This is a genomic window from Streptomyces flavochromogenes, from assembly GCF_000717595.1.
In the GTDB taxonomy this organism is placed as follows: domain Bacteria; phylum Actinomycetota; class Actinomycetes; order Streptomycetales; family Streptomycetaceae; genus Streptomyces; species Streptomyces flavochromogenes.
The window spans coordinates 1-21,152 of record NZ_JNZO01000056.1 but is presented as its reverse complement, the minus strand read 5'-3'; the positions used below and the strand labels follow the sequence as shown (position 1 = coordinate 21,152).

Genomic DNA, 21,152 nt, shown 5'->3' with positions numbered 1-21,152 from the left:
TAGCCCGGACATGCCTTCGGGATGGCCGCGATGCAGTAGTAGGCTCGCGCCGCCGTTTGTTGAATCTCAAGGTTGACGCCGCGTGTTGACGCCGGACGTCACGAACGTGAAGGACCTCCGGGGCCACGGAGGTCGAGCTGGGGGAGGCCATGCGCTTTCGCGGGAAGTCCATCCGCAGGAAGATCGTGGCGTTGCTGCTCGTACCGCTCGTCTCCCTGACGTGCCTGTGGGGATTCGCCACGGCCCTCACCGGACGCGAGGCCGACCAACTCCTCGACGTCGGCTACATCGTCGACAAGGTCGGCTACCCCCTCGAGGACACCGCCCGCGTCATCCAGCTCGAACGGCGCCAGTCCCTCATCTACCTCGCCGACCCCCGGGGCTCCAACGCCCTCGGTTCCCTCAACGAGACCCGCCGGGCGACCGACCGCCAGATCGCCCGCATCCGCGCCAACGCCGCCGACCCCGGCGTACGCGAGGAGATGCGGCCCGTCACCGCCCAGCGGCTCTCCTCCCTCCTCGAAGCGCTCGAAGGCATCGCCTCGCTGCGCCGCTCGGTGGAGAACCGTGACATCGGCCGGATGCAGGCCCTCGAGTTCTACAACCGGCTCGTCGACCCCTGCTACAGCTTCCTCGTCACCCTCCACGCACTCGAGAACGTGGAGATGGACAAGCAGGGCCGCGCCCTCGTCGGCATCACCCGCGCGCGTGAGCTGCTCTCCCGCGAGGACGCGCTCGTCCTCTCCGCGCTCGTCGCGGACCGGGTCACCGCCCGGGAGATCCGCGAGATATCCGACCTCGTCGCCAACCGCGAGCAGTTCTACGAGGTCAACCTCGAACTCCTGCCCACCGCCGAGCGCGACCGCTTCGAGAAGTACTGGCGCAGCCCCGACACCCAGCCGCTGCGCACCGCCGAGAACGCGATCATCGAACAGGGGCCCACCGACAGCCCCCGCGCCGTCACCCCCGCCTACTGGCAGGACAACGCCGGCCCCGTCCTCGACGACCTGGCCAGGGAGAACACCGCGGCCGGCGACCGCTACCAGGACCGTGTCCAGCCCGCCGCGTACAGCGTCCTCCTCAAGGCAGGCGTCGCCGGAGTCCTCGGCTTCCTCGCCCTGCTCGCCTCGATCGTCATCTCCGTCCGCATCGGCCGCGACCTCGTCCGCGACCTGCGCCGCCTCCAGAAGGAGGCCCAGGAGGTCTCCGGTGTCCGCCTGCCCAGCGTCATGCGACGGCTCGCCGCGGGCGAACAGGTCGACGTCGGCACCGAAGTCCCCCACCTGGGATACGGACAGGACGAGGTCGGCCAGGTCGGCCAGGCGCTCAACACCCTCCAGCGCGCCGCCGTCGAAGCCGCCGTGAAACAGTCCGAGCTGCGGCGCGGCGTCTCCGAGGTGTTCGTCAACCTCGCCCGTCGCAACCAGGTTCTCCTGCACCGCCAGCTCACCCTCCTCGACACCATGGAACGGCGCACCGAGGACACCGACGAGCTCGCCGACCTCTTCCGGCTCGACCACCTCACCACCCGCATGCGACGGCATGCCGAGGGCCTCGTCATCCTCTCCGGCGCCGCACCCTCCCGGCAGTGGCGCAAGCCCGTCCAGCTCATGGACGTGGTCCGTGCCGCCGTCGCCGAGGTCGAGGACTACGAGCGCATCGAGGTCCGCCGGCTCCCGCGCCTCGGCGTGGGCGGCCCCGCCGTCGCGGACCTCACCCACCTCATCGCCGAACTCCTCGAGAACGCCACGGTCTTCTCGCCCCCGCACACCGCCGTCCAGGTGCTGGGCGAGCGGGTCGCCAACGGCTTCACCCTGGAGATCCACGACCGCGGCCTCGGCATGAACCCGGACGCCCTGCTCGACGCCAACCTCCGGCTCGCCGAGACCCCCGAGTTCGAGCTCTCGGACACCGACCGGCTCGGCCTCTTCGTGGTCAGCCGGCTCGCCCAGCGCCAGAACGTCCGCGTCTCGCTCCAGACCTCCCCGTACGGCGGGACCACCGCCGTCGTCTTCATCCCGGCCGCGCTCCTCACCGACGCGCCCGAGACCCAGGGCGCCGGCTTCCGCCTGGACCGCAAGACCCTGGAGCGCACCGGCCCGGCCGACGGCGTGACCGCCGAGGACGGCGTCCTGCCCAGCCGCCGCCCGGCGCTCGCCAGGGTCCCGGACGTGACCGAGGCACCGGGCCCGCTCGACGGACCCGTCGAGCTCGAGGGGCCGCTCGGCAGCGAGGAGTTCGAGGTACTCCTCGACGGCGCGGCGGACCTCCTCGACACCGAGAGCGAACGCGGCGGTCTCTTCCGGCCCCGTGGCCGGCGGCGTGCCGGACTCACCCCCGCAGGAGAGCAGCACCAGCAGCCCGCGGACCGGACGAGCGGCCACGGCGAGGAGGAGAAGTCCACCGACGCGGGCGTCCTCGGCCCCGTACCGCTGCCGCGTCGTCGTACGCCGACCCTCGTCGTGGATCACGGCCGCCGCCTCGACGAGCCGAACCGCGGCCGTGGCGCGGACGGAACGGGCCGGAGCCGGGACGCCGAAGGGCCCGAGCGGGCCCACGCGCTCCCCGACCTGGACCAGCCGCTCAACGGCCGGGCGCACCCCGCCCCCGGCCGGGTGACGGACGGCCCCGGCGTCACGGACCACCACGCCTACGGAACCGGGCAGGAGGAGCGGCCGGTGCCCCCGAGCGGAACCGGCCGGCCCGCCGTCCAGCCCGTACCCCCGCGCGGCACCGGCCGGCAGCACGGCCTGCCCATCGCCCCACGAGGAACCGGCCCCACCCTCGTCCCCGTACCACCGGAGGGTCCCGTGCCGCCGCCGGCGAGCCCCGAGCCGTTCGGCGGACTGCCCCGCCGCGTCCGGCAGGCCAGCCTCGCGCCCCAGCTGCGCGCGACCGACGGCCCGGACGACCGCGGTACGGCCGGACGCCCCGACGCCCGTACGAACGGCGGCGCCCCGCCCGCGGACGCCGACTCCTTCGAGCGCGACGCCGAGGAGGTACGCGCGCGCATGGCCGCCATGCAGCGCGGCTGGCAGCGCGGGCGACAGCACAACGCCGACCCTGACGACCCGACAGCACCTGGAACGACACCCGAGGGGGACGGTCGATGACCGCACCGAACGCCGCAGCATCCAGCACCACCTCCGGCCCTGGAAACGGCAACGGCGAGCTGAACTGGCTCCTCGACGAGCTCGTGCAGCGCGTCGCGTCCATCCGGAAGGCCCTGGTGCTCTCCAGCGACGGCCTCCCCACCGGCGCGTCCCAGGACCTGACCCGGGAGGACGGTGAGCACCTGGCCGCCGTGGCCTCCGGCTTCCACAGCCTCGCCAAGGGCGTCGGCCGTCACTTCGAGGCGGGCAAGGTCCGCCAGACGGTCGTCGAGCTTGAGGACGCCTTCCTCTTCGTCACGGCCGCCGGCGACGGCAGCTGTCTGGCTGTGCTCGCCGACGCGGACTCCGACGTCGGCCAGGTCGCCTACGAGATGACGCTGATGGTGAAGCGGGTCGGGGCCCACCTCGCGACGGCGCCCCGGACCGGTCTGCCCGCGGGAGGGTGAGTGGGGACGGCATGAGTGACGCAGCCGAGCGGAACCAGCTGAACCGGCACACGGAGTCGGACCAGAGCCCCACCCCGGCCCACCACCACTGGTTCGACGACGAGGCCGGGCCGGTGGTCCGTCCGTACGCGATGACCCGCGGCCGGACGAGTGCCGCCACCCGCCACCGGCTCGACCTGATCGCGGTGGTCGTGCCCGAACCCGCGGCCGACGACCCCGGCCGGGACCAGACGCTCTCCCCCGAGCACGTGGAGATCGTCGAACGCTGCTCCGAGCAGCCCCAGTCGATCGCCGAGCTCGCCGCAGGACTCGACCTCCCCGTCGGGGTGGTCAGGGTGCTCGTCGGCGACCTCGTCGAGGACGAACTCGTCCATGTGACCCGCCCCGTTCCGCCGGCCGAGCTGCCGGACGTGAGCATTCTCCGCGAGGTGATCAATGGCCTTCGGGCGCTCTAGCCGCAAGAAGCCGTACGTCGAGCCGGTGACCCTGAAGATCCTCGTCGCGGGCGGGTTCGGGGTCGGCAAGACGACGCTGGTGAGCGCGGTCAGCGAGATCAGGCCCCTGCGGACCGAGGAGATCCTCAGCGAGGCGGGGCGGCCCGTCGACGACCTGCACGGCGTCGAGACCAAGACGACCACCACGGTCGCCATGGACTTCGGCCGGATCACCCTGCGCGAGGACCTCGTCCTGTACCTGTTCGGCACCCCCGGCCAGGACCGCTTCTGGTTCCTCTGGGACGAGCTGGCACAGGGCGCGCTCGGCGCGGTGGTCCTGGCGGACACCCGCCGTCTGGAGGACAGCTTCGCGGCCATCGACTACTTCGAGCGGCGCGGCATCCCGTTCACGGTGGCCGTCAACTGCTTCGAGGGCGCACGGCGGTTCCCCGCGGAGAGCGTGCGCGGGGCGCTGGACCTGGACCCGGAGGTCGAGCTCCTGATGTGCGACGCCCGGGACCGCGAGTCCGTGAAGAACGTCCTCGTCGCCGTGGTCGAGCACGCGCTCGTCCTCGCGGACCGGAGTCACGCGACGGTGGCCCCCTGAGGTGACCCCCGGCCGCCGGCCGAGGGGCCCCGGCCCGCCGCCGAGGTCCCTCCCCGCGAGGTCCCTTCACCAGGGCTCCCTCCCCGCGAGGTCCCTTCATCAGGGCGCCCTCCTCGCGAGGTCCCAGGTGTCCCGACCGGAGGTCCCTTCCGATCCCGGGGATTCTCAGCGCACCGCCACCACCGCCGACCCGTGCCCGAACAGCCCCTGGTTCGCGGTGATGCCGACCCGCGCCCCCGGGACCTGCCGGTCGCCCGCCGTGCCCCGCAGCTGCCAGGTCAGCTCGCAGACCTGGGCGATCGCCTGGGCGGGCACGGCCTCCCCGAACGAGGCCAGTCCGCCGCTGGTGTTGACGGGCAGACGTCCGCCGAGCGCGGTCGCCCCCTCCCGCAGCAGCTTGGCGCCCTCGCCGGCCGCGCACAGCCCGATGTCCTCGTACCACTCCAGCTCCAGAGCGGTGGACAGGTCGTAGACCTCCGCGAGGGACAGGTCCTCGGGCCCGACCCCCGCCTCCTCGTAGGCGGCGCGTGCGATGGAGGCGCGGAAGGAGTGCGGGGCGGGCGCGACGGCCACCGCCGAGTCGGTCGCGATGTCCGGGAGGTCGAGCACCGCCTTGGGATACGTGGGGGACACCGTCGACACGGCCCGGATCCGCACCGGGTCGGGGTGCCCGTGGCCGCGCGCGAACTCCATGCCGGACAGCACGAGCGCGGCGCCCCCGTCCGAGGTGGCGCAGATGTCGAGGAGCCGCAGCGGATCGGCGACGACGGCCGACGAGGCGACCTGTTCGGCGCTCACGCGCGCGCGGTAGCGGGCGAGTGGGTTGAGCGCGCCGGCCGCCGCGTTCTTCACCTTCACCTGGGCGAAGTCGTCCGGGGTGTCCCCGTACAGGGCCATCCTGCGGCGGGCGTAGAGCGCGAAGTACGCGGGGTTGGTCGCCCCGAGCACCCGGAACCGCAGCCAGTCCGGGTCGTCGGGACGCTCGCCGCCGGCCGGGGCGAGGAAGCCCTTCGGTGTCGCGTCCGCGCCGACGACCAGGACCACGTCCGCGAGTCCCGAGAGGATCTGGGCCCGTGCGGTCCCGATCGCCTGGGCGCCCGACGCGCACGCCGCGTACACGCTGGTGACACGCGCCCCCTGCCACCCCAGGGCCTGCGCGAACGTCGCCCCGGCCACGTATCCCGGGTATCCGCACCGCATGGTGTTCGCGCCCACGACGGAGCCGACGTCCGACCAGTCGAGGCCGGCGTCGGCGAGGGCGGCCCGGGCGGCGGCTGTCCCGTAACTGATGAAACTCCGGCCCCACTTGCCCCAGGGGTGCATTCCCGCCCCGATGACGGCGATGTCGTTCACGACCGCTCCTCCCGTACGACGGGCCGCCAGTTCCAGGTGGTCCAGATGTGCTCGTCGTCCTCGTCGAGGACCCCGGGCACCACCTCGACCTCCGTCCCGACCGCCAGATCGGCCGTCGTCACCCCCGGTGCGGCCTGCCCGAGGACCACCATCGCCTCGGCCGCCAGCTCGACCGCGACGAGGGTGTACGGCTCCCAGGGCGTGTCCGGATCGGAGACGTACGGGGCGGGCGGACGATAGCGCCCGTCGGTGTACGACCAGACCCGCCCGCGTGGGGAGAGCGGGAACTCGGCGAGCTCCCCGCCCCCGGGGCAGACCGGATTGCGGCAGCCGTCGTCCGCACGCGGGAAGAAGACCGAGGCGCAGGCCGTGCAACGGGTTCCGAGCAGCCGGAACTCCGCCTCCGGCACGGTGTCGTCGGTGAACCAGCCGGCCACCACCGGTGTGCGTGTCCGTGCCATCGAGGCCTCCCGTGCCTGCCGTCGCCCACCCTGATCTGACGAACCGTCAGAAGTGTGGCACGGGAGCCCCGCGGGCGAAAGGTTCAGTGACCGGCCACCGACCTCCGCGCCACCGGAAAGTCGAAGAACGTGCTCGGGAACGGCTCCGGCTTGAAGGTGAAGTGCCACCACTCCTCCGGCAGGTTCACGAAGCCCTGCTCGACGAGCGTGCTCCTGAGCAGCTGCCGATGGGCCCGTTGCGCACCCTGGATCCGGGCATCGTCGGTGTGCGAGAGCGTGTCGAAGCAGTCGTACCCGGTCCCCATGTCCACGGAGTTGTCCGGGAACCGCTCCGCGCGCGGCGCGTAGCACTCCGTCAACCTCTCGCCCGGCACGTACGCGCGCGTGGGCACGGCCGGCAGCCGGACGATCGTCAGATCCACAGTCGAGCCCCGGCTGTGACCGGACTTCTCCGCGATGTAACCGTCCGCGAACAGCCTCGACTTGTCGACGAGCGGATAGAACTCACCCTTCATCCGCTCGTCAGCCAGGTCCTTCGCCCAGCGCACGAAGTGGTCGACGGCCCGCTGCGGCCGGTAGCAGTCGTACACCTTGAGCGTGTAGCCGCGGGCGAGGAGACGCACCTGTGCGCGGTGCAGGGCCTCGGCGGCAGGCCGGGTCAGGATGCACAACGGCTGCCGGTAGCCGTCCACCGGCTCGCCCACGAAGTTGTGCTCCGTCGTGTAGCGCATCTCCTGAATGATCGTCCGGTCCACCGATCCGAGGGCCACGAACTCCCGGGGCGCCTTCGGCTCGGGCGCGGCGGACGCCGGGGGAGCGGGGGCGGCGACGGCGCCCGTGACGGCGAGCAGTCCGGCCGCGGCCGTGACGGCGAGGGTACGTAAGGCGGAAGCAAGTCCTGTCATGCGCACCGTCTATCAGTTCCGGCAGCGCCGGGAAAGGGTGATCGCATACGGTCGGCCCGTGAAGGACTCCCACTGCACGTTCTGCGGCGCGGCCCACCCGGCCGACGCCGGCTGGCCCCGCACCTGCCCGGCCTGCGGCCAGACCGCCTACCGCAACCCGCTGCCCGTCGCCGTCGCGCTGCTCCCCGTCACGGACGGAGCGGACACGGGCCTCGTCGTCATCACCCGCACCATCGAACCCGCGCGCGGCGAGGTCGCCCTGCCCGGCGGCTTCATCGACCACGGCGAGGACTGGCGCGCCGCCGTGGCCCGCGAACTGCGGGAGGAGACCGGGATCGTCGCCTCCGCCGAGGAGGTCCGTCTCGCCGACGCGCTGAGCTCCCCGGCCGGCCACCTCCTCGTCTTCGGCCTCCTCCCGCCCCGCCCGGCGGCAGCGCTCCCGCCCTCGGTCGCGACGGACGAGACGAGCGGCCACCACGTGCTCCACGCACCCGAGGAACTCGCCTTCCCGCTCCACACGGAGGCGGTACGGAAGTGGTTCGCGGGGCAGTACGGCTGAGCGGGAGCCGACGGCGAGACGAGCGGCGTCGGGACCTCCACAGGGAGCGGTCACGCCCCTTCGGGGGCCCTGCTCCGGAGAGGATCACGGCCTCCGGAGCACTCGCCCGCGGCGGATCACACCCCCCGCACCCGCACCGGCAGCCCCGCCTCCTCCACCCCGTCGTGCGTCACCCGCTCGACGACCACCCGGCCGTCCACGAGCCGCGACTGGTACCGCTCGATCTCGGCCGTCTCCCAGCCGTCCCCCGTGTCCCGTACGACGAGCCCGCCCCCCGTCCGCCCGGCGGCGGGCGCCCACACCTCCAGGGCCGGTTCGCCGTCGTCACCCCGCACCGCGAGCACCGCCCCCGCCCGCGCCAGGACCGGCACCCGGGAGAGCGGTGCGTCCAGCAGCACCTGCCCGGGACCCTCGTACGCCTGCCCCGTCACCGTGTCGTACCAGCGTCCGCGCGGCAGCCGTACCGCCCGTCGGTCGGCTCCCCTGGTCAGGACCGGCGCCACGAGCAGCGCGTCCCCGAGCAGGAAAGCGTCCTCGCAGTCGCGCAGCACCCGGTCCTCGGGCGCCCCCCACCACAGTGGGCGTACGTACGGCGCGCCCGTCATCCTGGCCAGCCGGGCCAGGGTCGTGAAGTACGGCCGCAGCCGCTCCCGTTCGGCCAGTGCCGCGCGCGCGTGCTCCAGGACCTCCGGACCGAACTCCCACGGTTCGCGCCGCCCCGCGTCGATCGCCGCGTGCGTGCGGAACAGCGGCAGCCACGCCCCCAGCTGATACCAGCGCAGGAACAGCTCCGGTGTCGGACTGCCGTCGAAACCGCCCACGTCGGGACCCGAGTACGGCACCCCGCACAGCCCGAGCCCCAGGACCAGGGCGAGGGAGGCCCGCAGCCCCGGCCACCCCGTCGACACATCGCCCGACCAGGTGCCCCCGTAGCGCTGCATCCCCGCCCAGCCGGAACGCGAGAAGAGGAAGGGCCGCTCGTCGGGCCGCAGCCGGCGCAGCCCCTCGTACCCGGCCCGCGCCATCGTGAGGCCGTACACGTTGTGCGCCTCGCGATGGTCGCCGCCCCGGCCGTCCAGGTCGTGCCGTGCCGAGCGCGGCAGCGTCGTGTCACCGAAGGGCGCGAAGGACACCGGCTCGTTCATGTCGTGCCACACCCCGGCGAAGCCCTGCCCGAGCCGCTCCTCGTACAGCTCGCCCCACCACTCCCGTACCGCCGGATCGGTGAAGTCCGGGTAGGCGCACTCGCCCGGCCACACCACGCCGTGGACCTCGTCGCCCCGCGCGTCCCGCACGAAGGCCCCCGCCGCCCGCCCGCTGTCGTAGACCGCGTTCCCCGGTTCGACCTTCACCGCCGGGTCCACGATCGACACGAGCCGCACGCCCTGCTCCCGCAGCTCCTTCGCGAGCCCCGGCAGATCGGGGAAACGCTCCCGGTCGACGGTGAACACGCGGTGCCCGTCGTAGTGGTCGATGTCCAGATGGACGGCGGACAGCGGCAGCCCCCGCTCCCGGTATCCGGCCACGATCCGACGCACCTCGTGCTCGCTGCCGAACCCCCAGCGCGCGTGCTGCGGCCCGAGCGCCCAGTCCGGCGGCAGCGCCGGAGCGCCGGTGAGCGCCGCCCAGCCGTGGAGCACGCGCGCGGGGGTGCCGACCACCACCCAGCAGCGCAGCGGACCGCCGACCATGCGGACCTCGCTGGTCCCCGGCCGGTCGTGCCCGGACCCCGCGCCCTCCTCACCCTCGGCGAGGGTGACCCGGCCGTCCCAGGAGTTGTCGTGGAAGGCCAGGTGCGTCCCCGCGTCCGAGACGACGAACTGCACGGGCATGGTGAGGTAGAGCGGATCGTCCCCGGGGCCGAAGCTCCCCTTGGGGTCGGTGTTCCAGAGGCGGTACGAGCCGTCCCGCAGCCGAGGCCCCGCCGACCGGCCGCCCAGCCCGAAGAACCGTGCGTCCGCCGGCACCTCACTGCGCTGCACCCAGCGCGCGGACCCGCCGGACGAGGCCGCGTCGGCCCCCGACCGAGCACCCGGAGCCGGCTTCGCACCCGGAGGAACGGCCTGCGCCACCGGCTCCCACCAGCGCGGTGGCAGGTCCCGGCGCAGCATCACCCCGCCCGGCGTCCGGATCTCCACCGCCCCGTGCCGGGACACCGCCACCGTCACCCGCTCCGACACGATCCGCCAGCCCCCGTCCGTGTCAGGCTCCAGGGAGGCCCGCAGATCCGGATCCGGCGCCTCACCGGCCAGGGCGTACGAGGGAAGCGGCTCGGCCCCGTCCCACCCCCAGAACACCGTGCCGCCCGACGACACCCGGATCCGCAACGAGGAGCGCGCGAACCGGATGGTCCCCCCGCCGGGCGAGGCCTCCGCACCCGTCGCCGGCCCCGGTACCCGGGCCCGCTCCGCACCTCTCGGCGGCAGCCCCCACGCGTCCGTACGACGCTGCCGCCACGCCGCCCGCACCGTCCGCCATCCCCGCACCGAGCCGAACGCCTTCATCGAACGCACCAGTTCACGACCGTCCATGCAGCTCAGCCTGCCACCCACCCGGGGCCGAACAGGCTCCGTTCAACTGGCGTTCACCCGTGGTGGGAGCACATATTCAACTACCCGACCATGGGCGGGCAGACCTGGTGCGAAAGACGATCACATGGCATCGTCCTGTCAGCCGCGTCGCGCGCACACCCCAGCACGTGCGCGGGACACACGCCGACCCCGCGTACAGCCAGGGAGCCGCCCCAATGACATCAGCGCAGACCGAGCCGCTCTGGCAGCCGGACGACGAACGCATCGCCACGGCCGCCGTGACCCGCTTCCAGACGTGGGCCGCCGAACACCACGGCGCCCCGGCCGCGGGCGGATACCCGGCGCTCCACCGCTGGTCCGTCGACGAGCTCGAAGCCTTCTGGCAGGCGGTCGTCGAGTGGTTCGACATCCGCTTCTCGACCCCGTACGAGCGTGTGCTCGGCGACCGCTCGATGCCCGGCGCCGACTGGTTCCCCGGAGCCACCCTCAACTACGCCGAGCACGCCCTGCGCGCCGCCGACGAGCGGCCCCATGACACGGCCCTGCTCCATGTGGACGAAACACATGAGCCCACCCCGATCACCTGGGCCGAGCTCCGCCGCCAGGTCGGCTCCCTCGCCGCCGAACTCCGTGCCCTCGGCGTCCGGCCGGGCGACCGGATCAGCGGCTACCTGCCCAACGTCCCGCAGTCCGTCGTGGCCCTCCTCGCCACCGCCGCGGTCGGCGGCGTGTGGACCTCCTGTGCCCCCGACTTCGGTGCCCGCAGCGTCCTCGACCGCTTCCAGCAGGTCGAGCCCGTGGTCCTCTTCACCGTCGACGGCTACCGCTACGGCGGCAAGGAGCACGACCGCCGCGAGACCGTCGCCGAACTGCGCGCCGAGCTCCCGACCCTCCGCGCCGTCGTCCACGTCCCGCTGCTCGGCACCCCGGCTCCCGAGGGCACCCTCGCCTGGGCCGACCTCGTCTCCGCGGACGTCGAGCCGGTCTACGAGCAGGTCCCGTTCTCGCACCCGCTGTGGGTCCTGTACTCCTCCGGCACCACCGGCCTGCCGAAGGCGATCGTCCAGTCCCAGGGCGGCATCCTCGTCGAGCACGTCAAGCAGCTGGGCCTCCACTGCGACCTGGGCCCCGAGGACGTGTTCTTCTGGTACACCTCCACCGGCTGGATGATGTGGAACTTTCTCGTCTCCGGCCTGCTCACCGGCACGACCGTCGTCCTGTACGACGGCAGCCCCGGCTACCCCGACACCGCCACCCAGTGGCGCGTCGCCGAGCGCACCCGCGCCACCCTGTACGGCACCTCCGCCGCGTACGTGATGGCCTGCGCGAAGGCGGACGTGCACCCCGGCCGCGACTTCGACCTCTCGGCGGTGAAGTGCGTGGCCACCACCGGCTCCCCGCTGCCGCCCGACGGCTTCCGCTGGCTCCACGACGAGGTCCGCGAGAACCTCTGGATCGCCTCCGTCAGCGGCGGCACCGACGTGTGCTCCTGTTTCGCGGGCGCCGTCCCCACCCTCCCGGTCCACATCGGCGAACTGCAGGCGGCCGGCCTCGGCACCGACCTCCAGGCCTGGGACCCCTCCGGCAAGCCCGTGATCGGCGAGGTCGGCGAACTCGTCGTCACCAACCCCATGCCGTCCATGCCGATCCACTTCTGGAACGACCCGGACGGCAGCCGCTACCGCGACAGCTACTTCGAGATGTTCCCGGGCGTCTGGCGCCACGGAGACTGGATCACGATCACCGACCACGGCTCGGTCGTCATTCACGGCCGCTCCGACTCCACCCTGAACCGCCAGGGCGTCCGGATGGGGAGCGCCGATATCTACGAGGCCGTAGAACGCCTCCCGGAGATCCGCGAATCCCTCGTGATCGGCCTGGAAGAGCCGGACGGCGGCTACTGGATGCCGCTCTTCGTCCACCTCGTCGAGGGCGCGACCCTCGACGACGAGCTGATCGCCCGTATCAAGCGGACGATCCGCACCGAACTCTCCCCGCGCCACGTCCCCGACGAGATCATCGAGGTCCCGGGCGTCCCGCACACCCTCACGGGCAAGCGCATCGAGGTACCGGTCAAGCGCCTCCGCAGCCCCCCGCCGATCCGGCCGGATCGGCGGGCCCTTCCGTTCTCCGGTCAGCCCTTCGGCAGGCGGCTCACGCCCGTCGGCAGCACACCGGGCGCCGGGGCGGATGCCTTGGCGAGCACCGCCGAGAGCCCGAGGACCGTCCCGGCCGAGCCGGCCGAGGTGGTCTCGGTGAGGACGGTGCGCTCACCGAGGAACGCCGACGTCGCCCGGTCGAAGATCCACTGTGTCTGCTCGCCGTGGGCGGTGCGGGCCACGGCGACGCCCTCACGACCGGCGGCGTCCTTCGCGGACGGCAGGAGGGTCACTCCGGGGATCCGCGCCGCGGCCCCGTACAGCGCGGCGGTGACCTTCGGCGGGGCCCAGGTCTCGGCGAGCAGGGTTCCGATCGCGGTGAACGCCCGCTGATCGGCGTCGCCCTCGCCCGCGCGCGTCTGGTCCCGGACGAGGCGCAGCAGCGCGTCCGGATCCGTGGGGAGCGTCGCCACGAACGTGTGGGTCGGGTTCATGACGGAGGGCGCCGCCGCCGCGAGGGTCGTCTTCCGGGGTGTGGCCCCGGGACCGTCCAGCTCGTAGACGGGGGCCTCGCCGCCGAGTTCCGTGTCGGCGGCCCCGGCCTCGCGCAACAGCCCCGGACGGCTGCCGTCGACGGAGAGCCACACCTCGCGCTGGTGCGCGGGCGGCAGCGCGGCCGAACCGCCGGCCGCGTCGCGCCCCGCGTGGGCGACGAGGCTCCTGACGTAGACGTACCCGCCCGGCCGGGCGTCCGGCGCGGGAGCGGAGGCGGCGGCCAGCGCGGCACCGGACAGGAAGCGCACGGCCTCCGGGGCCGCGGGCTGCCCGGCCGAGGCGCGGCCAGGAGACCCGGTGGGTCCCTCCTGGGGCGCGAGCACGGCGACACCGGCGACGACCGCGCAGGCGGCCACCGGCGCGGCGATCCAGCCGAGCCGTAGCCCGCCGCGCGACCGGCGCTCACGAGGCGGGTGGGCGCCGGCGCCGTCACCCGAGGCGAGGGCGGTCCGCAGGACGGCGTGCCGCAGCTCGCGGTCCCGCTCCGGCGCGAGCTCGGGCACCGGCGGCGGGGGCAGCAGCTCGGCGAGCTCGGCCCGCAGCAGCGCGTCCGCGTGCGCGTCGGCCTTGCGGTGATGAGGCGTACGGGGGGCGAAGGCGTTCATGCCTGGTTCTCCGGGATCGATCGGGGGACGAGGGCAGGACGGACGGTGGACCGCGCCGAACCGGCTGGGGTCACGGCATCGGGTGCGGCGGTCGGGCTCACGGCTTCGGGGGAGGGGGCCGGGGCATCGGGGAAGGCGGCCGGGCGCACGGCTTCGGAGCGGGCGGCCTGGCGCGTCGCCTCGAACGTGGTGGCCGTACGGGGACGGGCGTCGGTGGCGGGCCCGGCAGCCGGCCCCACCACCCGGCCGGGCGACCGAACGGCGGCAGCCGCCGCCCGCTCCTCCCGGCGGGCCGACCGCAGTTCGGCGTCGGCGAGCTTCCGGAGTCGTTCGCGGGCCCGCGACAACCGGGACCGGACCGTCCCGACGGGGACCCCCAGGGCCTCCCCGGCGGCCGCGTAGTCGAGCCCGGCCCACACGACGAGCGTGAAGACCTCCCGCTCACGCCGCCGGAGCTTGCCGAGAGCGGCGCGGGCGGCGCGTATCTGCTCCCCGTCGGCCATCCGGGCGAGGACGTCGTCGGCGAAGTCCGGCAGGACGCCCCGCTCGGGCATCCGGGCCAGCGCCGCGTCCCGCCGCCGTGCCTCGCGGGCGGACCCGCGCATGATGTTGGTCGCGATGCCGAGCAGCCAGGGGCGCAGACTGCCGCCCTCGGCGTGCACCTTCCCGCGACAGCGCCAGGCCTCCAGGAACGCGGCGGAGACGACGTCCTCGGCCGCCGCCCGGTCCCCGCACACCCGGAAGGCGTAGTGATACAGCACGCGTGCGTGCTCGTCGTACGCCTCACCGAGCGCGGAGGGATCCCCGGCGCGGAAGCGATCTCTCATAGGTGATTCCACACAAAGCACTGGGCGATGGTTCGTCCCGGTTCCCGTGACCCGCGCCACACCGCGTACCGGCTCCGCCCCAGGCCCTCAGTCGCCGCCGATACCGGCGTCCGTTCCCTCGCCGTGTCTCTGTCGACGGACAACGGCACGACCTGGATGGCACCCAGGGCGACACCCGGCGGCGCCCGACGACCCGGAGTCAACCGCCGTACGTCGCCTGCGCGTCGCCCAGGACCTCCGCGAAGTCCGCCGCCAGCCGCCGCGCGTCCTCCGGAGCGAGTGTGGACGTGGTGATCCGTACGGCCGGCGGGGCGGCGATCCGGAACCGCGCCCCCGCGGCCACCCACCAGCCCTGGGTCCGCAGCCCGTTGACGACCGCCGACTCGTCCCGCACCGGCACCCACACGTTCAGCCCGCTCGCGCCGACCGCCCGGATCCGGTGCGCCCCGAGCGCGTCGATCAGGGCCGTGCGCCGCTCCTTGTACGCCGCCTCGCCGTCGGCCACGAGCGCGCGCACCGCGCTGTCGCGGAACAGGCCGGCCACCGTCTCCTGGAGGACGTGACTGACCCAGCCCGACGTCATGAGCATCCGCCCGTCGTGCCGCGCGAGGGTGGCCGCGTCGCACGCGATCCCGGCCCACCGCAGGTCGATCCCGAGGTGCTTCGACGCGGTCCGCACCTGCGCCCACCGGTCGAGCCCGGCGGCGGCGAGGGTGTACGCGGCCGCCCCGCCGACCTCCGCGTTGTGATCGTCCTCGACGACGAGCACCTCGGGGAAGTCCCTTAGCACCGCAACGAGTTCGTCCCGCCGCGACCGGGTGAAGTACGCCCCGGTCGGGCACTGCCCCCTCGGGCTGCACACCACCGCGCGCACCCCGCCCCGCAGCGCCGCCCGCAGCGACTCCGGAACGAGCCCCTCGCCGTCCACGGTCACCGGGACCAATCGCATGCCCAACGCGGGGACCAGGTCGAGGAGGTGGTGGAACCCCGGGTCCTCCACGGCCACCGCGTCACCCGGCCGCAGCTCCGTCGAGAGGAGCCGGGCGATGCAGTCGAGTGCCCCGTGCGCGAACGTCACGTGCCGTGCGGGCACCCCGTCCCGCTCGAACCACTGCCGGGTCACCTCCTCGAGCGCCGCCGTGCGAGGCGCGGCACGGTGGGACCCGTACCCCGGGACGACCGTCGCCGGTGGACGCAGTACGGGGAGGAAGAGCGGGTCCGGGTGGCCACCGGCGAGGTCCACAAGGCCTTCCGGTACGCGCGGCGGGCGCCTGGAGGCCACCGACGGCACCTCCGCGACGACCGTCCCGCCCCGGCCCCGCGTGACGATCAGCCCGCGCTGCCGCAGCTCCCTGTAGGCCGTCGCGACCGTCCCCGGACTCACCCCCAGCTCGTCCGCGAGCCGTCGCACGGGCGGCAGGGCGTCGCCGGGGGAGAGCCCGCCCTCGGCGACGCCCCGCTCCACGGACGCGGCAATCCCCTTGGCCGTCGTGCCTTCGATCGAATATTGTGCTGCCACGTAATCAAGTATGTATCAATACAAAGCAGTTCACAAGGGGGACCCATTGAGCCGCTCCACCCACTCCACCCGCACAGCCCTCACGGACCGCATACCCGGCGGCCGGGACGGCCGCCGCATGCTCGTCATCGGGTTCATCGACAAGTGCGGCACCGGACTCTGGTCCACGGCCATGGCCCTCTACTTCACGTTCGTCACCGGCCTCGACCTCGGCCAGGTCGGCCTCCTCATCGCCGTCTCCGGCGCTGCCGGCATCGCCGGCGCCCCCCTCGGCGGCCGCCTCGCCGACCGCTTCCCCCTCGTCCGCGTCATCATCTGCACCCAACTCCTCCGCGCCGCGGCCCTCCTCGCCCTCCTCACCACCGACGACTACCTGCTGCTCGTCCTCTTCTCGGCCGCCGGCGCCCTTCCCGACCGCGCCACCAACGTCCTGACCAAGCTCTACGCCGCCCGGGTCGCCGGCCCCGACCGCGTCCGCTACCAGGCCATCAACCGCACCACCTCCAACATCGGCTGGACCCTCGGCGGCCTCGGCGCCGCGGCCGCCCTCGCCGTCGGCACCACCACCGCCTTCCAGCTCCTCCTCGTCGGAGACGCCCTCTCCTACCTCGTGATGGCGGTGCTCACCCTCCGCTGCGCCGAACCCCCGGCCCCCGCCGCCTCCCTGATCGCCGCAGCCTCCATCGACGCCACGCCGACGGCCAAGCCCTCCAACCCCTGGCGCGACCGGGGCTTCCTCGGCTTCACCGCCGCGGACTCGGTCTTCTTCCTCCACGACTCGGTCCTCCAGGTCGCCCTGCCCCTCTGGATCGTCCACGCCACCGACGCCCCCGTCGGCCTCGCCCCGCTCCTGATGGTCGCCAACAGCGCCCTCGTCGTGATCTTCCAGGTCCCGCTCTCGCGCTTCGGCTCCTCCACCGAAGCCGCCCGCCGCCTGCTCGCGCCCCTCGCGGTCCTCTTCGCCGTCGGCACGCTCGCCCTGACCGTCTCCGCCCTCGGCGGCCGGACCCTCGCCATCGCCGCCCTGATCACCGCGGCCGTCGTCCTCACCTTCGCCGAGATGATCCACACCATCGCGTCCTGGGAGATCTCCGTGGCCCTCGCCCCCGACGACGCGCAGGGCGCCTACCTCGGTGTCCACGGCCTCGCCCAGTCCACCCAGCGCTTCGTCGGCCCGCTCCTCATGACCGGCCTCGTCTCCGCCGGCCCGCTGGCCTGGCCCTTCCTCGGCGCGGCGCTCGTCGCCACCAGCGCCGCCCAGAACCGCCTCGTCCGCCGACGCCTCCCCGAAGCGTCACTGTCAGTGGCGAAGGTTACGGTGAGTGAGCACTGATCGGACCACATTCCAGGGGGAGACATGACACGGACCGGCACCACCCCAGCGAACCTCCGCCGCGCCCTGCGCCGCGAAGTCCCCAGCACCGTCGGCCTCCTCGCCGACGAGCACGACTTCACGGCCATGCGCCGGTACCGCACCTTCGCCTTCGACGACCACACCACCTACCTCCGTCAGATCGAGGCCCTTCTCAGGACCCTCGCCACCCAGGGCGGCCACACCACCGTCACCCTCTTCGACCCCGAGGAGTACGCGGCCTACTGCGCCGAGACCGCCCTCGACCCCGACCACCCCACGAGCCGCAGCCGCTTCACCGCCCACCTCGCCGCCACCGGCGCCCGGGTCACCTACACCGGGCAGCCCCTCAGCACCCTCCTCCCCGAGCTGGTCGGCACCGCCGTCCGCCACGCCACCTGGGAGTACGCCACCACCGTCCTCGCCACCGCGGGCGACTGCGCCACCTGCGGCAGGGACATCGGCAGCGCCGCCTTCGAGCGCGCCGCCCGGCTCCTCGCCCGACTCCTGGAGGCCGCAGGACCCGGCATCCACCACCTCGTCTGCAGCGTCCCGGCCGCCGACGACCAGCTCCTCGCCGTCCTCCACGCCGACGGCACCACCTCACCCACGGACGTCGAGGACACCGCAGCAGCCGAGTTCACCGCCGTCCTCGCCGCGGGCATCGTCCTCGGAGCACCCGGCGGCCTCGTCCTGCGCACCACCTCTCCCGGCGCCCGCGACCGACTCCACGGCTGGCGCCTCACCGGCGGCATCCTCACCCCCCTCACCGAGGCCGAGGTCTTCGCCGCCTACTGCACCGACGCCCGCACCGGAGAACCCCTCTCCCCGGAACCGGGCGTCGACCACCGGGCAGGCTTCCCCCTCACCCCCGACCCCGACGACGACTGGACCACCCACCACTGACCCCGCACATGCCGAAGGGGCTCCCCGCCACCTCCGTGACGGAAAGCCCCTTCGTCGAACACCTCCGGGAATCACTCCCCGGACAGCACCGCCTGCGCGGCCACGCGTGCCTCGTGCGCCGTGTCCGCGGCACGCGCCGCGGCCGCGGCACGCTCGCACTGCGCCAGCGTGTACTTGGCCAGCGTCGCCCGCACATACGGAATCGAGGCAGCACCCATGGAAAGGGAGGTGACACCCAGACCCGTCAGCACACAGGCGAGCAGCGGGTCGGCGGCAGCCTCGCCACAGACACCACAACTCTTGCCCTCGGCCTTCGCCGCCTCGGCGGACAGCGCCACCAGGTCCAGCAGCGCCGGCTGCCACGGGTCCTGGAGCCGCGACACCGCACCGACCTGACGGTCGGCGGCGAAGGTGTACTGCGCCAGGTCGTTGGTGCCGAGCGAAAGGAACTCGACCTCCTGGAGGATCGAGCGCGCCCGCAGCGCGGCCGAGGGAATCTCGACCATCGCACCGAACTTCGCCCGCAGCCCCGCCTCACGGCAGGCGTCCGCGAAAGCCTTCGCGTCCGTGCGGTCGGCCACCATCGGCGCCATCACCTCGAGGTACACCGGCAGGCCCTCGGCCGCCTTCGCCAGCGCGGTCAGCTGGGTCCGCAGCACCTCGGGGTGGTCGAGCAGCGACCGCAGACCCCGCACACCGAGCGCCGGGTTCGGCTCGTCCGCCGGCGTCAGGAAGTCCAGCGGCTTGTCCGCACCCGCGTCGAGCACCCGCACGACCACACGGCCCTCGGGGAACGCCTCCAGCACCTTGCGGTAGGCCTCGACCTGCTTGTCCTCGGACGGAGCCTTCTCGCTGTCGTCCAGGAAGAGGAACTCCGTACGGAACAGACCGACACCCTCGGCACCGGCCTCCACCGCAGCCGGCACATCCGCCGGCCCGCCGACGTTGGCGAGCAGCGGCACCTTGTGCCCGTCCGAGGTGGCGCCCGGACCGCTGGACGTCGCCAGCGCGGCCTTGCGCGCGGCGGCGGCCTTGGTCAGCTCCGCCTTCTTCTCCTCGCTCGGCTCCACGAAGATCTCACCGGTCGAACCGTCGACCGCGATCATCGTGCCCTCGGCGAGCTCACCCGCGCCCGGCAGCGCGACGATGGCCGGCACACCCAGCGCTCGCGCGAGAATCGCGCTGTGGCTGGTCGGCCCGCCCTCCTCGGTCACGAACCCGAGCACCAGCGTGGGGTCGAGCAGCGCCGTGTCGGCGGGTGCAAGGTCCCGCGCGATCAGCACGTACGGCTCGTCGCTGTCCGGCACACCAGGCATCGGCACACCGAGAAGGCGCGCCACGATCCGGTTCCGCACGTCGTCGAGGTCGGCGACCCGCCCGGCCATGTACTCACCGGCACCGGCGAGCAGCTCGCGATAGTGCGAGAAGGCGTCGTAGATACCGCGCTCGGCCGTGCTGCCCACGGCGATACGACGGTCCACATCGGCGATGAGCTCCGGGTCCTGGGCGATCATCGCCTGGGCCTCGAGCACGTGCTGAGCCTCGCCGCCGGCCAGGTTGCCGCGTGCATTGAGGTCGGCGGCGACAGCCTCGACGGCCTGACGGGCGCGCCCCTGTTCGCGCTCCGCCTCGTCCGCCGGAATCTGCTTGGCCGGCGGTTCGAGAACCGCCGTGCCCATGTGCCGGACCTCGCCGATCGCCACACCGTGGCTGACGCCGACGCCTCGCAGCGTTGTCTCCATCTCACCCGTCTCCGATAGAGCGGCGACACCTGCCGCCGCGTTGAATGTCGAACTCGCGGTCGTCACGGGGACGATCCGGCTCAGCTCCAGCCGAAGAGCTGGTCGCCGGCCTTCACATCGCCGTCCTCGACGACGTGGGAGAGCGAGTCCGCAGTGGCCTCGAGGGCCACGATGGGACAGATGGGGGACTTTCCGGCGGCCTCGACCGCGGCGGGGTCCCAGCGCACGACGGCCTGGCCGCGCTGGACGGTGTCGCCCTTGTTCACGAGGAGCTCGAAGCCCTCCCCGTTGAGCTGAACGGTGTCGATGCCGAGGTGGGTCAGCACCCCGTGGCCCTCACCGTCGACGACGACGAAGGCGTGCGGGTGCATGGAGACGATGACCCCGTCGATGGGGGAGACGGCCTCCGAGGGCTCACGTACGGGATCGATGGCGGTGCCGGGCCCGACCATCGCACCGGAGAAGACCGGGTCGGGAACTGCGGCGAGACCGATGGCGCGTCCGGCAAGCGGCGACGTCACGGTTGTCATGGGAAGCCTCCCAGGGGCGGAGATTGTGTGGCGCCGTCACTACCTGTCCTGGACGGCGTACTGTTCAGAAGCGTAAGTCATAAGAAGTCCCAGTTCCGCCCGGGACGTACCAGTTGGGCGGAGCTAGGGACCACCGGAAACGATTTGCCTCAGCTGACGGTGGGATGTACTGTCGTACTCCTGCCTGACCCCAACGCGGCCTTGAGTCGCGGGTCGGCAGCACCTATCAAGCCAGATCCTAACCCCAGTGGTCTACACCTCTGCATGCTCGCAGGGATGTGGTCGGGGGGACCGAGAAAGCCTGGTAATGTTCAACCCCGCCGGGAACGGAAAGCACGAAAGTGAATTCCTGCCCAGCGAACCCGCTCCAGCGGGTGGCAGAAACGGGACTCAACAGCGTGCCAAAAATCAACGCCAGATTAGTTGATACCCCGTCCATCTTCGGATGGCGAGGTTCCTTTGAAAGTCCTGCCGGCCCTTGTGGCGGTAGGCAACATACACAGCGAGGATGCTGTGGACAGTCGGCCTTATTCCGGTCTGACTGTCCCGCTCAACGCGAGTGTCACCCGATTACGGGTAAACATTCACGGAGAGTTTGATCCTGGCTCA

General features: G+C 73.0%; 16 protein-coding genes and 1 pseudogene. 8 read left to right on the top strand and 9 right to left on the bottom strand.

Annotation, left to right across the window (positions count from 1 at the left end; all coding sequences use genetic code 11):
• Nucleotides 1-149: 149 nt before the first annotated feature.
• From IF00_RS0139330 to IF00_RS0139315, 4 genes are read left to right on the top strand one after another with little or no spacing between them, the layout of a single operon-like run.
• On the top strand, nucleotides 150-3,113 hold the full coding sequence (locus IF00_RS0139330) for a sensor histidine kinase (protein ID WP_030326749.1): 2,964 nt from the start codon (nucleotides 150-152) through the stop codon (nucleotides 3,111-3,113).
• A complete protein-coding gene (locus IF00_RS0139325; RefSeq protein ID WP_030326742.1) occupies nucleotides 3,110-3,559 on the top strand; it encodes a roadblock/LC7 domain-containing protein in 450 nt (149 codons plus the stop codon). The genes IF00_RS0139330 and IF00_RS0139325 overlap by 4 nt, the downstream gene beginning before the upstream one ends.
• An 11-nt stretch (nucleotides 3,560-3,570) precedes the next feature.
• Complete coding sequence (locus IF00_RS0139320) at nucleotides 3,571-4,014, top strand: DUF742 domain-containing protein (protein WP_030326741.1); 444 nt, start codon at nucleotides 3,571-3,573, stop codon at nucleotides 4,012-4,014.
• Nucleotides 3,995-4,600, top strand: a complete 606-nt coding sequence (locus IF00_RS0139315) for a GTP-binding protein (RefSeq protein ID WP_030326739.1) — start codon at nucleotides 3,995-3,997, stop codon at nucleotides 4,598-4,600. Before IF00_RS0139320 ends, IF00_RS0139315 begins: the two co-directional genes overlap by 20 nt.
• Nucleotides 4,601-4,765: 165 nt before the next feature.
• On the opposite strand, the gene IF00_RS0139310 is transcribed toward IF00_RS0139315, so the two are convergent.
• The 3 genes from IF00_RS0139310 to IF00_RS0139300 form a co-directional block, all read right to left on the bottom strand.
• Nucleotides 4,766-5,953 (bottom strand): lipid-transfer protein, encoded by a 1,188-nt coding sequence (locus IF00_RS0139310; protein WP_209439848.1) that lies wholly within the window; start codon nucleotides 5,951-5,953, stop codon nucleotides 4,766-4,768.
• Nucleotides 5,950-6,414, bottom strand: coding sequence for a Zn-ribbon domain-containing OB-fold protein (locus tag IF00_RS0139305; RefSeq protein WP_037640290.1), 465 nt, complete (start codon nucleotides 6,412-6,414; stop codon nucleotides 5,950-5,952). Before IF00_RS0139305 ends, IF00_RS0139310 begins: the two co-directional genes overlap by 4 nt.
• 83 nt (nucleotides 6,415-6,497) lie before the next feature.
• A complete protein-coding gene (locus tag IF00_RS0139300; RefSeq protein ID WP_030326727.1) occupies nucleotides 6,498-7,319 on the bottom strand; it encodes a M15 family metallopeptidase in 822 nt (273 codons plus the stop codon).
• On the opposite strand from IF00_RS0139300, the gene IF00_RS0139295 reads away from it, so the two are divergent.
• A complete protein-coding gene (locus IF00_RS0139295) occupies nucleotides 7,318-7,878 on the top strand; it encodes an NUDIX domain-containing protein (RefSeq protein WP_051820875.1) in 561 nt (186 codons plus the stop codon). The genes IF00_RS0139300 and IF00_RS0139295 overlap by 2 nt on opposite strands.
• Nucleotides 7,879-7,994: 116 nt before the next feature.
• On the opposite strand, the gene IF00_RS0139290 is transcribed toward IF00_RS0139295, so the two are convergent.
• Complete coding sequence (locus IF00_RS0139290; protein WP_030326725.1) at nucleotides 7,995-10,409, bottom strand: glycoside hydrolase family 31 protein; 2,415 nt, start codon at nucleotides 10,407-10,409, stop codon at nucleotides 7,995-7,997.
• Between the two features lie 215 nt (nucleotides 10,410-10,624).
• Here IF00_RS0139290 and IF00_RS0139285 point away from each other — a divergent pair.
• Nucleotides 10,625-12,511 (top strand): annotated as a pseudogene (locus tag IF00_RS0139285) (acetoacetate--CoA ligase); the annotation flags it as partial.
• Between the two features lie 32 nt (nucleotides 12,512-12,543).
• Here IF00_RS0139285 and IF00_RS0139280 read toward each other — a convergent pair.
• The 3 genes from IF00_RS0139280 to IF00_RS0139270 all read right to left on the bottom strand — a co-directional run bounded on the left by IF00_RS0139280 (nucleotide 12,544) and on the right by IF00_RS0139270 (nucleotide 16,014).
• Entirely contained in the window at nucleotides 12,544-13,668 is a 1,125-nt protein-coding gene (locus tag IF00_RS0139280) for a CU044_5270 family protein (RefSeq protein ID WP_030326723.1), read from the bottom strand.
• The gene (locus IF00_RS0139275; protein ID WP_078945050.1) at nucleotides 13,665-14,495 is read right to left on the bottom strand and encodes an RNA polymerase sigma factor; all 831 of its coding nucleotides are present in this window, start codon (nucleotides 14,493-14,495) and stop codon (nucleotides 13,665-13,667) included. Before IF00_RS0139275 ends, IF00_RS0139280 begins: the two co-directional genes overlap by 4 nt.
• A 199-nt stretch (nucleotides 14,496-14,694) precedes the next feature.
• Nucleotides 14,695-16,014 (bottom strand): aminotransferase class I/II-fold pyridoxal phosphate-dependent enzyme, encoded by a 1,320-nt coding sequence (locus tag IF00_RS0139270; protein ID WP_030326719.1) that lies wholly within the window; start codon nucleotides 16,012-16,014, stop codon nucleotides 14,695-14,697.
• A gap of 46 nt (nucleotides 16,015-16,060) precedes the next feature.
• Between IF00_RS0139270 and IF00_RS0139265 the strand changes: the two genes are divergently transcribed.
• Together IF00_RS0139265 and IF00_RS0139260 are read left to right on the top strand one after the other, a co-directional pair.
• Nucleotides 16,061-17,347, top strand: coding sequence for an MFS transporter (locus tag IF00_RS0139265; protein ID WP_280922641.1), 1,287 nt, complete (start codon nucleotides 16,061-16,063; stop codon nucleotides 17,345-17,347).
• 24 nt (nucleotides 17,348-17,371) lie between these two features.
• Nucleotides 17,372-18,271, top strand: coding sequence for a hypothetical protein (locus IF00_RS0139260; RefSeq protein WP_030326715.1), 900 nt, complete (start codon nucleotides 17,372-17,374; stop codon nucleotides 18,269-18,271).
• Nucleotides 18,272-18,342: 71 nt separating this feature from the next.
• Here the strand turns inward: IF00_RS0139260 and ptsP are convergent, their stop codons facing one another.
• Both ptsP and IF00_RS0139250 read right to left on the bottom strand, forming a co-directional pair.
• Nucleotides 18,343-20,013 carry a phosphoenolpyruvate--protein phosphotransferase gene (ptsP, locus tag IF00_RS0139255; RefSeq protein WP_030326714.1) on the bottom strand — a complete coding sequence of 557 codons (1,671 nt, stop codon included), beginning with the start codon at nucleotides 20,011-20,013 and terminating at the stop codon, nucleotides 18,343-18,345.
• An 80-nt stretch (nucleotides 20,014-20,093) separates the two neighbouring features.
• Entirely contained in the window at nucleotides 20,094-20,543 is a 450-nt protein-coding gene (locus IF00_RS0139250; RefSeq protein ID WP_030326712.1) for a PTS sugar transporter subunit IIA, read from the bottom strand.
• Between the last annotated feature and the right edge of the window lie 609 nt (nucleotides 20,544-21,152).

What these genes read in the sequence shown, in the direction of transcription:
- IF00_RS0139330 (WP_030326749.1), top strand. Translation starts at nt 150, where the DNA reads ATGCGCTTTCGCGGGAAGTCCATCCGCAGGAAGATCGTGGCGTTGCTG.
- IF00_RS0139325 (WP_030326742.1), top strand. Translation starts at nt 3,110, where the DNA reads ATGACCGCACCGAACGCCGCAGCATCCAGCACCACCTCCGGCCCTGGA.
- IF00_RS0139320 (WP_030326741.1), top strand. Translation starts at nt 3,571, where the DNA reads ATGAGTGACGCAGCCGAGCGGAACCAGCTGAACCGGCACACGGAGTCG.
- IF00_RS0139315 (WP_030326739.1), top strand. Translation starts at nt 3,995, where the DNA reads ATGGCCTTCGGGCGCTCTAGCCGCAAGAAGCCGTACGTCGAGCCGGTG.
- IF00_RS0139305 (WP_037640290.1), bottom strand. Translation starts at nt 6,414, where the DNA reads ATGGCACGGACACGCACACCGGTGGTGGCCGGCTGGTTCACCGACGAC.
- IF00_RS0139295 (WP_051820875.1), top strand. Translation starts at nt 7,318, where the DNA reads ATGCGCACCGTCTATCAGTTCCGGCAGCGCCGGGAAAGGGTGATCGCA.
- IF00_RS0139300 (WP_030326727.1), bottom strand. Translation starts at nt 7,319, where the DNA reads ATGACAGGACTTGCTTCCGCCTTACGTACCCTCGCCGTCACGGCCGCG.
- IF00_RS0139290 (WP_030326725.1), bottom strand. Translation starts at nt 10,409, where the DNA reads ATGGACGGTCGTGAACTGGTGCGTTCGATGAAGGCGTTCGGCTCGGTG.
- IF00_RS0139280 (WP_030326723.1), bottom strand. Translation starts at nt 13,668, where the DNA reads ATGAACGCCTTCGCCCCCCGTACGCCTCATCACCGCAAGGCCGACGCG.
- IF00_RS0139275 (WP_078945050.1), bottom strand. Translation starts at nt 14,495, where the DNA reads ATGAGAGATCGCTTCCGCGCCGGGGATCCCTCCGCGCTCGGTGAGGCG.
- IF00_RS0139260 (WP_030326715.1), top strand. Translation starts at nt 17,372, where the DNA reads ATGACACGGACCGGCACCACCCCAGCGAACCTCCGCCGCGCCCTGCGC.
- ptsP (WP_030326714.1), bottom strand. Translation starts at nt 20,013, where the DNA reads ATGGAGACAACGCTGCGAGGCGTCGGCGTCAGCCACGGTGTGGCGATC.
- IF00_RS0139250 (WP_030326712.1), bottom strand. Translation starts at nt 20,543, where the DNA reads ATGACAACCGTGACGTCGCCGCTTGCCGGACGCGCCATCGGTCTCGCC.